The sequence below is a fragment of the Amycolatopsis sp. NPDC051106 genome (genome assembly GCF_040682775.1).
GTDB lineage: Bacteria > Actinomycetota > Actinomycetes > Mycobacteriales > Pseudonocardiaceae > Amycolatopsis.
The window spans coordinates 144,576-155,669 of sequence record NZ_JBFBBQ010000012.1; the positions used below are offsets into that span (position 1 = coordinate 144,576).

General features: G+C 69.7%; 12 protein-coding genes. 7 read left to right on the top strand and 5 right to left on the bottom strand.

Features of this window, described 5'->3' with window-relative positions; all coding sequences use genetic code 11:
• The first annotated feature begins 24 nt into the window (after positions 1-24).
• A complete protein-coding gene (locus AB0M83_RS12850; protein ID WP_364516371.1) occupies positions 25-1,542 on the top strand; it encodes a hypothetical protein in 1,518 nt (505 codons plus the stop codon).
• On the opposite strand, the gene AB0M83_RS12855 is transcribed toward AB0M83_RS12850, so the two are convergent.
• From AB0M83_RS12855 to AB0M83_RS12870, 4 genes are all read right to left on the bottom strand, one after another.
• Positions 1,524-2,144 carry a VC0807 family protein gene (locus AB0M83_RS12855; RefSeq protein WP_364516373.1) on the bottom strand — a complete coding sequence of 207 codons (621 nt, stop codon included), beginning with the start codon at positions 2,142-2,144 and terminating at the stop codon, positions 1,524-1,526. The two genes, AB0M83_RS12850 and AB0M83_RS12855, sit on opposite strands and share 19 nt — an antisense overlap.
• 50 nt (positions 2,145-2,194) lie before the next feature.
• Entirely contained in the window at positions 2,195-2,809 is a 615-nt protein-coding gene (locus AB0M83_RS12860; RefSeq protein ID WP_364516375.1) for a VC0807 family protein, read from the bottom strand.
• A gap of 89 nt (positions 2,810-2,898) precedes the next feature.
• Positions 2,899-3,654 carry a decaprenylphospho-beta-D-erythro-pentofuranosid-2-ulose 2-reductase gene (locus AB0M83_RS12865; protein WP_364516377.1) on the bottom strand — a complete coding sequence of 252 codons (756 nt, stop codon included), beginning with the start codon at positions 3,652-3,654 and terminating at the stop codon, positions 2,899-2,901.
• Positions 3,651-5,024 carry an FAD-binding oxidoreductase gene (locus AB0M83_RS12870; protein ID WP_364516379.1) on the bottom strand — a complete coding sequence of 458 codons (1,374 nt, stop codon included), beginning with the start codon at positions 5,022-5,024 and terminating at the stop codon, positions 3,651-3,653. The genes AB0M83_RS12865 and AB0M83_RS12870 overlap by 4 nt, the downstream gene beginning before the upstream one ends.
• Positions 5,025-5,149: 125 nt before the next feature.
• Here AB0M83_RS12870 and AB0M83_RS12875 point away from each other — a divergent pair, with 125 nt between their 5' ends.
• Positions 5,150-5,617 carry a GtrA family protein gene (locus tag AB0M83_RS12875; RefSeq protein WP_364516381.1) on the top strand — a complete coding sequence of 156 codons (468 nt, stop codon included), beginning with the start codon at positions 5,150-5,152 and terminating at the stop codon, positions 5,615-5,617.
• Positions 5,618-5,625: 8 nt separating this feature from the next.
• A complete protein-coding gene (locus tag AB0M83_RS12880) occupies positions 5,626-7,545 on the top strand; it encodes a glycosyltransferase (protein WP_364516383.1) in 1,920 nt (639 codons plus the stop codon).
• Between the two features lie 53 nt (positions 7,546-7,598).
• On the opposite strand, the gene AB0M83_RS12885 is transcribed toward AB0M83_RS12880, so the two are convergent.
• Positions 7,599-7,844: a hypothetical protein gene (locus tag AB0M83_RS12885; protein WP_364516385.1), complete on the bottom strand. Its 246-nt coding sequence runs from the start codon at positions 7,842-7,844 to the stop codon at positions 7,599-7,601.
• Between the two features lie 99 nt (positions 7,845-7,943).
• On the opposite strand from AB0M83_RS12885, the gene AB0M83_RS12890 reads away from it, so the two are divergent.
• From AB0M83_RS12890 to AB0M83_RS12905, 4 genes are all read left to right on the top strand, one after another.
• Complete coding sequence (locus AB0M83_RS12890) at positions 7,944-8,708, top strand: ESX secretion-associated protein EspG (RefSeq protein ID WP_364516387.1); 765 nt, start codon at positions 7,944-7,946, stop codon at positions 8,706-8,708.
• 130 nt (positions 8,709-8,838) lie between these two features.
• Positions 8,839-9,285, top strand: a complete 447-nt coding sequence (locus tag AB0M83_RS12895) for a hypothetical protein (RefSeq protein ID WP_364516389.1) — start codon at positions 8,839-8,841, stop codon at positions 9,283-9,285.
• Between the two features lie 4 nt (positions 9,286-9,289).
• A complete protein-coding gene (locus tag AB0M83_RS12900) occupies positions 9,290-9,871 on the top strand; it encodes a DUF3558 family protein (RefSeq protein WP_364516391.1) in 582 nt (193 codons plus the stop codon).
• Positions 9,872-9,881: 10 nt separating this feature from the next.
• On the top strand, positions 9,882-11,094 hold a 1,213-nt coding region (locus AB0M83_RS12905; RefSeq protein WP_364516393.1), incomplete at its 3' end, for a hypothetical protein.

Below are 11,094 nucleotides of genomic sequence, written 5' to 3' on the forward strand. Positions count from 1 at the left end.
CACGGGCGAGGTACCGTGTCCGGGATGCGAAGCGCCTCCGCAGAACTCCCCAAGGCCGTCACCGCCCTGTCGGCGGCTGTGCCCGTTGCCCGCTCGTGGGCGTTGCCGGCGGGGGCCGCGGCGGCTTCCGCGCTGGTGTTCGCCCTGGTCAGCAACCATCTCATCGATGACACCTACATCACGCTGTCCTACGCGAAGAACCTCGCTTTCCACGGCCACTGGGGCCTGATCGAGCAGGGGACGGCGAACACCGCGACGTCCCCGCTGAACGTCCTGGCCCTGGCCGCCGTCACGTTCTTCGTCCGCGACGCCGTGCTGGCCGCCGGGATCGTGTTCGTCGCCGCGCAGGTGCTGCTCGTCGCCGGCCTGCACCGGCTGGGCGAGCGCACCGGGCTGCCGCCGGCGTTCGCGCCGGTGACGTTCGCGTTGCTGCTGGTCAACCCGCTGCTGCTGTCGTCGGTCGGGCTGGAGGTCGCGCTCGGTGCCACCGGCGTCGTCTGGACGCTGGTCTACGCGGGGGAGCGGAAGGCGGGCCGGCTCGGCGTCGTGATCGGGCTGCTCGCGCTCGTCCGGATCGACCTGCTGCTCATCGCGGCGGTCCTGTTCGCGGCCCGCCGCGAGTTCTGGACCGGCATCTGGCGCACGGCGTTCGCCGCCCTCGCGGTGACGCTGCCGTGGTTCGGGTTCAGCTGGATCGTGCTCGGCTCGGCCGTGCCGGACACGCTCGTCATCAAGATCAGCCAGCAGTCGTGGGGCCCGTTCAGCTTCACCAACGGCCCGCTCCTGTACTGGCGCAACTTCCCGGCCGAGGCCGCGCTGTCGTTCTTCCCGCTGCCCCTCGCCGGCCTGGTGGGCGTGCTGTGGATCGTCCAGTACCGCCGCGGCTCGGACGTCGCCCGCCGGTTGACGCCGTTCGCGGCGCTGGCCGTCGCGGGCGCTCTGCACTACGTGGCTTACAGCCGGCTCGGCGTGCCGCCGTACCACTGGTACTACGCGCCGAGCATCATCGGCGCGACGATCTTCCTGGCGGCGTGCGCGTGCGCGGTGCCGGAACGCGTCCGCCGCGGAACGTGGACGCTGACCGGCGGCGTCCTCGTGGCGAGCGTCGTGGTCTACGCGCTGCCGGGCCTTCCTCGGCAGTTCGCGCCGATCACGAGCAACCACGCGTCGACGACGGAGTACCGCGAGATCGGCCAGGAACTGGCCTCGATCGCGCACGGCCGCAAGGTCGAGACGGCGGGCGAAGTCGGCGCGCTGGCGTACGCGTGCGACTGCGAGCTGGTGGACGAGTTCTCCGACCGCGGCGCGGTCGACCCGGCGATCACGGAGACGAAGCGCCGCAGCGGCGACCTCGGCCGTGCGCTGCTGGAGGCCAACTTCCACAACTTCGACCACAGCGTCGTCCCGATCAGCCCCGACCTGGTCCTGGCGACGACCCGCCGGACCCCGCCCCCGACAGCACTGGCGACCTGGCGCATCGACTCCCCGTGGATGGGCGCCCAGAACCTGTACCTGATGCCCGCTCACGCGGCCGGCAGCTGATCACCGCCGCGGAACATCCGGTTCATCGTCCCCTCCCGGGCCAGCAGCACCTGCGTGATCACCTGAAGCACCACGAAGCTGCCGATCGACAACGCCGTGTCGAGTCCCGGCACGACGTCCACCGGCAGCGTGTAGGCCATCGCGATGCTCCCCGCGCTGTGCACCAGCCCGCCGACGCCCCACACGACCGTCAGGACCCACCACACCCGCCGGAACGACGGCGTGTCCGCCCAGCGGGCCTCCAGCGTCGACGCCCGGCCCGGCAGCAGGGCCAGCGTCGCCTGGTACGTCGTCGGGCGGCGGCCGAGACGCAGGCTCGCCAGCATCCACACCCCGATCAGCACGCTGAACCACGCGCCGCGGACCAGCTGCAGCCGCGCGTCGCCGGTCAGCAGGGACGTCGCGAACCCCATCGCGACGATGGCCAGCACGAACACGCCCATGCCGTCGACCCGCCGGTGCCGCACCGCCAGGTACAGCACCCGCAGCGCCGGCGGCAGGCCACTCAGCGTCAGCGCCCAGATCGGCGCCACGTCGAACGCGCGCAGCAGGTAGTAGCCGCCGACCGGGGCGGCGATGTCGCAGAGCAGCGTGCCGAGCATGCCCCGAGCATGGGCGACCGGCGCCGCCGGGAACATCGTCGACCTGGCTCTTACGCATCAACCGTCCGGTGGATGCCCATCCGCTGCCGCGTGAGCTTCACGCCGACCACCACGGCTCCGACGGTCAGCGCGGTGTCGAGGATCGGGACGATGTCCACCGGCAGCGTGAACGCCATCACGACGACGGCGCAGGCCAGCAGGACACAGCCGGCGCCCCACCAGAGCGTCGCCGAACGCCACCGCTGCCGGAAGGGCGCGGAAACGCCCCACAGCCGTTCGAGGTCGCCTGCGCGGGCGGGCTGGAGGGTGCACACCGCCCGGAACAGGAGCGGCCGCCGCCCGGCGAGCAGGCTCACCAGCATCACCACGCCGAGCGGGAGCGTGATCCAGGCGCTGCGGACGAGCAAGAGCCGGGCGTCGCCGGAGAACACCGCCACCGCGCTGTTGACCAGCAGCACGGCCAGCACGAACGCGCTGACCGGGTCGATCCGCCGGTGCCGCGCCAGGACGTACCCGGTCCGCAGCAGCGGCAGCACGGCCCCGGCCAGCAGCGCCCACAACGCGTCGACGTCGAAGGAGCGCAGGACGTAGTACAGGGCCATCGGGAGCGCGACGTCGCGGAGGAGCATCATGAGCCCGCCGCGGTCGCCGGTAGTGGTCGTCATGGTGACAGTCTGTGGCGACTGCCGGGCGGCCACATCGGCGTCCGGACCGGTCCCGGATGGAACTGCGCGTCAACCCCGGGGTTGAGACCTCAGATCGGGAGCTTGCGGAAGATCGGCCGCGGGACGTGCCGCAGCGCCGACATCACCAGCCGGAACGGCGCGGGCGCCCACACCAGGTCCTTGCCCGAGCGCGCGGCCGAGACGGCGATCTCGGCGACCTGCTCGGCCGTCTGCGCCAGGGGAGCGTCCTTGAGGCCCTCGGTCATCTTCGTCTTGACGTGACCCGGGCGGACGACGGTCACCTTCACGCCGTGCGGCGCGAGGGCCTCGCCGAGACCCAGGTAGAAGCCGTCGAAACCGGCCTTGGTCGAGCCGTAGACGAAGTTGGACCGCCGGACGCGCTCGCCGGCCACCGACGACAGCGCGATCACCGTGCCGTGGCCCTGGACCTTCAGCTTCTCCGACAGCGCGACGCCGACCGACACCGCGGCGGTGTAGTTCACGGTCGCCAGCTCGACGGCCTTCGCGTGGTCCTGCCAGACCTCTTCGGGGTCGCCGAGCAAGCCGAACGCGACGACCGCCACGTCGATGTCGCCGCCCTCGAACGCCTTGGCCAGCACCGCCGGGTGCGACGCCGTGTCCTTGGCGTCGAAGTCCACAGTGGACACCTCGGCGCCCTTGTCCTTCAGGCGCTGCGCGGCCGCGTCGAGCCGCGGCGAGGGACGGGCCGCGAGCACGACCCGCAGCGGCTTCTCGGCCAGGTACTTCTCGGCGATCGCCAGGGCGATGTCGGACGTGCCGCCGAGCAGCAGCAGGGACTGGGGGTTGCCAACAGCGTCGATCACAGCTCGAGCCTCCGGCTCATGTCAGAGGCGAAAACGCCTTCGGGGTCAACGGCGGCGCGCACCTTGCGCCACTCTTCGAGCCGCGGGTACATCTTCGCGAACGTCTCGGGCGAGGTGCGCGAGTCCTTCGCGGTGTACAGCCGCCCGCCCGCGGCCAGCACGTCTTCGTCCAGCTCCTGGCAGAAGCGGCTCAGGCCGTCCTTGATCGGGAAGTCCACGCTGAGCATCCAGCCGGGCGAGGGCCACGACATCGGTGCCGGGTTCGCGTCGCCCATCCGCTTGAGCACGTTCAGGAACGAGTAGTTGCCGGACGTGGAGATCTTGCGGCAGATGGCCTTGAGCTGGTCTTCGGCGCCGAACGGCACCGAGAACTGGTACTGCAGGAAACCCTTCGAGCCGTACGCCCGGTTCCACTCGCTGATCATGTCGAGCGGGTGGTAGAACTGCGTCAGGTTCTGGATCTTGCCGCGCGCGCCCTTCTTGGGCACGGTCTTCTGCCACAGCTCGTTGATCAACCCGAAGGTGAGCTTGTTGCCCAGGCCGTTCGGGAAGACGTCCGGCAGGGTCAGCAGCTGCGGCGCGTCGAACTTCAGCGGCTGGCTGCGCAGCTTCGGCGGCAGCTGGTCCACCGTCGCCAGCGAGCCCCGCGAGAACGTGGCGCGGCCAAGCCGGCCGTCGGACGAGATCAGGTCCGGCACCGACATCGAGTAGTCGTACCCGAGGTCCGAGCCGTCGGTGAACAGCCCGAGCGTCTCGTCGAGGTTCGCCGTGCGGTCGGCGTCCACGGAGAAGTAGGCGGTTTCGGTCTTCTTCATCCGGATCGTGGCCCGGGTGATGATGCCGGTCAGGCCGATGCCGGCGACGGTCGCCCAGAACAGCTCGGCGTCCGGGCCCTCCGGCGTCAGCGTGCGGACGTTGCCGTCTGCGGTGATGAGGTCCATCGACACGACGTGGTTGCCGAAGCTGCCCGCGCTGTGGTGGTTCTTGCCGTGGATGTCGTTGGCGATCGCGCCACCGATGGTCACCTGGCGCGTGCCGGGCAGGACCGGGACCCACAGGCCGTACGGCAGCGCCTCCCGCATCAGCTGGTCGAGGCTCACGCCGGCGTCGAGAACGACGAGCGCGCTGTCCGGGTCGATCGAGTGGATCCGGTTCAGTGCGGTCATGTCGACGACGAGGCCGCCTGCGTTCTGCGCCGGGTCGCCGTAGGAGCGGCCGAGCCCGCGGGCGATGACGCCGCGCTCGCCGGCCTGCGTGACGGCGCGTGCGATGACTTCGACGTCCGCGGTGCTCAGCACGTCGGCGGTGGTCGGTGCCGTCCGCGCCCAGCCCGTGAGCGTGCGACGCTGTGTGTCGGGTGCTTGGGTCACCCGACCAGGGTAGCCACGCCGAACGACGCCCGGAACGTGACCCTGAAGTGCTCGCTTCTACACTTTGCGCATCAAGGCACAAGCGCCCGCGCGGGTGACCATGACTCAGGCAACGAGGTAAAGCAGTGGTGGCGACCGATCCGCAAGCCGACGTAGCAGCTGCGCAGCCGTCCATCGGACTGCTGGGGCAGCTCATTCGCTTCGCCCTGATCGGCGGCTTCTGCGCCCTGGTCGACCTGGGCACGTACACGCTGCTCACCCAGGTGGCCGGGATGGCCACTTCACCGTGGGTCGACGTCGCTCGCGCTATCAGTTTCATCGTGGGCACCACCACGGCGTTCTTCCTGAACCGCAAGTTCACCTTCTCCGGCGGACGGCGCGACGGGAAGGCGCAGGTCGGCTCGTTCGTCCTGCTCTACACCGTGACGTTCTTCGTCGCGGTCGGGGTGAACCAGCTGATGCTGCAGGTGCTGCCGGAGTCCGCGTGGCAGCACACCCTGTGCTGGGCCGTGTCGCAGGCGACTGCCACGGTGATCAATTTCGTGATGCTCAAGTGGGTCGTCTTCCGCGAGCCGTCGACTGAGGAGAACTGAGGAACCTGATGCCCGGTAAAACAGCCACCCCGGCGCCGACCACCACAGCCGGCGCGGCCGCCGAGACGCGGTTCACCGAGCACACTCCGCAGGGCCGCCTGACGGCGCAGCGCGGGCTCTACGCCGGCCCCGCGCCGATCGTGAGCAAGGACCTCTACGCCGAGCTCGAGTGGGGCTCGGCCGTGCGGGAACGTGCGGTGATCACCCTGGAGCCCGCCTCCAAGGTGTCGGGCAACACGTACTTCGGCCGCTTCCCGGCCTCCTACTGGCAGCGCTGGTCCACCGTCACCGAGGTGTCGGTCGAGGCCGTCGTGACCGGCACCGGCCTGCTGTCGATGGGCGCCTCCGACGTCGAAGGCGAACCCCGCGTGGTCGAGGCCGAGCAGGTCGCGAACGCCAAGCAGGCGAAGGTCACGCTGACGTCGAAGCTGGACAAGTTCTACGACGGCGGCGCCCTCTGGCTCGACCTGGAAACCGAGGGTGGGCAGACGCTGCGGGTGGAGCAGGTCCGCTGGACGGTCGAAGCGCCGGAGAAGATCCGCCCGACCGCGGTCACCATCTGCACGATGAACCGCGCCGACGACTGCCTCAAAAACCTCCAAGCCCTGGCCGCGGACGTGTCGTCGCTGGAAACCCTGGACGCGATCTACGTCGCCGACCAGGGCACCGACCTCGTCGAGTCCCGTGACGGGTTCGAGCAGGTCGCCAAGGACCTCGGCGACAAGCTGCACTACATCAAGCAGCCCAACCTCGGCGGTGCCGGCGGGTTCACCCGCGGGCTGTACGAGGTGGCCGGGCACACCACCACCGAACACGCCAACGTGCTGTTCATGGACGACGACGTGCTGCTGGAGCCAGACCTGGTGATCCGGATGACGGCGTTCTCCAACCGCGCCGCCAACCCGATCATCGTCGGCGGCCAGATGCTGAACCTGTTCCACCCCAACCAGCTGCACGTCGGCGCCGAATACGCCCGCCTCAACACCCTCGAACCCGGTCAGCCGGTCGAGCACTCCCTCACCACCGCCGACCTGCTCGGCGTGGACGAGGAGACGTTGAAGCCGAACCGGCAGGAGCGGCGCCTCGATGCCGGGTACAACGGCTGGTGGTCGTGCCTGATCCCGTATGAGGTGGTGCAGGCCACCGGCTACCCGATGCCGTTCTTCTTCCAGTGGGACGACGCGGAGTACTCCTACCGCGCCCGCGCGCACGGCTTCCCGACGGTGACGTTGCCGGGTGCGGGGGTGTGGCACGCGGACTTCCACATGAAGGACTGGGACGAGTGGCACCGGTACTTCAACCTGCGCAACTCGATCATCACCGCGGCGCTGCACTCGCCGTTCAACCTCAACCTGCTCTCCCGGGTCCTGCTGGCCCAGCTGGTGCGCTACCTGCTCGGCATGCAGTACGGGCTGTCGGCCACGCTGATCAAGGCCGTCGAGGACTTCCTCGAAGGCCCGGAGATCCTGCGTGACGGTGGGGTGGAGGCGATGCAGGAGATCCGCCGGATCCGGGACCAGTACCCGGAGACCAAGCGCCACAAGGCCACCGACGTCCCGGGTATCGCGTCCAACGACATCGGCATCATCAACAGCGCGCCGCGGCCCAGCATGCAGCGCCTGGTGCTGATCAAGCGCGTCCTCGACCGCGTCCTCGGCCGCAGCCGCTTCGGCCTCGGCGCGGTGCCGATCGACGAGGCGAACTGGTGGCACATCGCCCTGTTCGACACCGCGGTGGTCACCGACGCGAACCAGGAAGGCGTCCGCGTCCGCTCGTACGACAAGGTCAAGATGTTCGACCTGGCCAAGCGCGGCGCGAAGGTGGTCCAGCGGCTGCGCAAGGAAGGCGCGGCGGTGCAGGAGCAGTACAAGCGCGCCATGCCGGAGCTCACGTCGCGTGAGAACTGGCAGCGCCTCTACAAGCTCTGAGTCCAGGCTCCGCGAAGGCCGTCTCACGCTCGTCGTGAGGCGGCCTTCGTGCGTCAGCCGTGCATGCCGAACACCGTGCTCTTCCGGGTGAGGTCGTCGACGTACGCGGCGGCCACGTGGGCGAAGTTGATCGCGACCTCCGAGTGGTCCTTGGTGGTCACCGTCTCGACCGCGCCGGTCCGCACGAGCTGGGCGAGCCTGCCCGCCAGCTCGGCGGATCCTTCGGTCTTCAGTGCGAACAGCAGCGGTTCCCCGCCGGTGGCGAGGTGCAGGACGAGTGCGGGTTTCGGGTCGGCCATGCGTCCATCGGACCAGCGGCGATCTTGCCGCGGCAAGCGGGTTCGCTGAGGGCGGAGCCGTGGTCTACCGTGGGGCCGACGAAACGGGGGATGGAAGCGATGCCGCACTCGTTCTCGCTGTCACTGGCAGCGGTGGACATCCTGCTGGAGCACCTGGGATTCGGCCGCGCGCCGACGCCGTTCGAGGTCCCGCACGTGGGCACGACCGTCGAGCAGCGCGCGATGATCCGGGACGCCGTCGTCCGCGACCTGACCGGCCGCGGGCTGTGGAGCCGCGGCCGGCTCGACGCGGACGCCGAGCTGGCGCTGGCCACGTTCGTCCGCGGCAGCGTGGTGATCAACGCGGCCGCCGAGCTGGGCGACCGCCACCTCTTCGCGCGGGTGGCGTCCGACGGCCAGTTCGCGGTGCTCGCCCGCCAGGACGAAAACCTGATCGTCTTCGAGGAGGTCCGCCCGACGGGCATCGTCCCGGCGATCGTCGACCTCCTCCCGCTGACCCCGGCGGCGCCCGGCCAGTCGGTCACCATCTCGCGCCCGGCCGCCCAGCCACGCCACCAGCGCCGCGACGACGCGTACGACCCGTTCGCGGGAGTGAGCGGCCCGCGTTCCCCGAGCAGCGGCGGCGGCCCGCAGCTCCGGATGATCGAGCGGGTGTTCCAGGAGCCGAAGAAGCGCGTGGGCCAGTTCACGGCCCAGACCCGCGGCGGCACGTTCCCGCCCCTGGCCTGGTTCGACACGGAGTCCGGCCGCTGGCTGATGTCCTCCCGCGCGGCCGCGGACGGCCAGCGCTGGATCACCTACGCCCCGGCCGACAACGCCCGCCTGGCCCAGCAGCTGTACGCCCAGCTCGAAGGCCAGTTCTGACGGTCGGGAACCCGCCGTGGGCTTGCGACGTCCAAAAGTGAAGATCGGTGAACAGCCGTTGCGCAGGGTGCCCGGCTAGTAGACTCCCGGGTGCACACGCACGGGCGAAGCGATTCGGGGTGGAACAGCGATGTTGATAGCTGACGGCGGCGGCGGCTCGATGTCGGACATCGTCAACCCGCTTTCTTCCGCCGGTATGAGCGCGGCGGTCAAGAGCGTCACGGCGGAGACGCAGAAGCTGGTCGACGCGGCCAAGGGTGGCGGTTTCAAGATCACCCCCGAAGGTGTGAAGCCGCTGCGGGACGCGCTGACCGAGCTGGTCAACGACCTCGCGAACCTCAGCTTCGACACGATGGCGCTTGACCAGGCCCCGAAGCTCGGCAACCACCCTTACGGGCACACCGTCGCTTCGCACGACCAGAAGAGCGCCTCGGAGGCCGACGGCTCGGCCACTCAGGTCCTGGCAAAGCTCAGGCAGGTCGCCCAGCAGGCCGACGAAGCACTCGCCAGGGCCGCGGGCTTGTACAAGGGCACCGAGAACGACGCTTTCGCCGCGCTCCAGACCAAGCAGGCCTGAGGTAATGACCAAACTTCTCCTCCGAGTCGTACTGCCGCTCCTCGCCGGCGGGGCCCTCCTGGCCGGGTGCACCAGCACCCAGGGCGGCACGGCGTCTCCCGCCCAGCCGCCCTCGGCCAGTGAATCCGGGGCCCCGGAGACCTCTTCGTCGTCCTCGGCCGGCGGTGGGACCCAGTCGATCACCGATGCCTGCTCGCTCATCGAGACGAGCGACCTCAGCAGCTACGGCGAGTTCAACCCACCGCAGAGCCAGACGATCAGTGGCGCGCGCAGCTGCAAGTACCAGAAGAAGATCGCCTCCGCGAGCGACAAGTCCATGGTGATCGGCGCCAACATCCGCGACACCGCGTCGGTCGCGCAGGTGAACGACACGGGTGGCGGAGTCATCGACAAGGACATCAACGGGCGGCAGGCGAAGGAGGCGCCCGGCGGCGGCTCGGTCGACGGGTGCACGCTCGCGCTGCCGGTGGGCGAATCGTCGCGGGTCGACGTAGCGGTGATCGGCGTCGGCTCGGCGGACGAGGCTTGCCAGATTGCGGAAGCGGTCGCCAAGGCCGCTGTCGAACCGCGGTTGCCGAAGGGATAGGGGAACCCAGATGACGACGCGACAGGGTCCGCCGCCGAAGACCGCGGACAAGACGCCCCAGGAAGTCCAGGACATGGCGCCCGCCGAGCGCGATGCCTACCTGCAGCAGAAGGCCGACGAGGGTGTCGACCCGGGCAACTGGCTCTTCGGGCCGCTCCAGCAGTGGATGGCCCAGCAGAAGGCCAAGAACCAGTCCCAGGAGCTCGGCGACAAGAACGTCGCCGACGCCACCAAGGGGCGCGACGTCGAGTACGTCCAAGGCCTGAACGCGCCGAACGCGGACTACAAGGGCAACGAGCACACCCAGCTCCAGGCGTACCTGGAGAGCAATCTCGATGTCGAGCAGGTGTCCGAGGTCTCGACGGCCTACCACAAGGTCCACCAGGTCTTCGACAAGTTCGCCACGTCGATGAACACCGCGGTCAACGCCTCCAAGGGCACCTGGGAAGGCACCGCTGCGACCAACGCCCAGCAGTACTTCACCAGCCTCGGCAAGTGGTCCGACGCGAACTCGCAGAACGCGAAGCTCGCCTCGGAGACCATCTACGACCAGGGCCAAGCCGCCGCCACGGCGAAGAACTCCATGCCGGCCCCCATCCCGTTCTCCTGGGGTGACGAGTTCAAGTCCTGGGCGACGTCGAACCCGTTCAGCCTGCCGGACAACGTCGACAAGTCCCTCCAGAAGCAGCAGGACAGCCAGGCGGCGCACGACCAGGCCGCCAGCGTCATGTCGACCTACGACAAGAACCTCTACGAGGCCGCGTCGAAGCAGCCCGCCTTCGCCCCGCCGCCCAGCTTCAGCACCGGCGGTGGTACCGGTGATCCCAACGGGCCCGATGACAAGAACGGCATCAACACGCCCTCCAAGGTGGACATGCCGGGCTCCAACTCGGTGAACACGCCGGGCGGCAGCACCAACAACTTCACCACCGGCAACATCCCCGGCACCACCGGCACGCCGCAGTTCTCCGGTCCCGGGTCGACCACCGGCGCGGGTCTGCTCCCGGCCGGGACGACCACGCCGTCCGGCTTCACGCCGGGTTCGATCCCGGGTGGGTCGACGCCGAACCCGAACCAGTCCTTCGGCGGCATGCCGCCGATGAGCCCGATGCCCATGGGCGGCATGAACTTCGGCGGCGACGAGGCTTACAACTCCAAGGTCGGCGGGGGCGCCGGCCGCGGGGGCGGCGGTGGCTTCGGCCCCGGCGGCTCGGGCGGCGCCG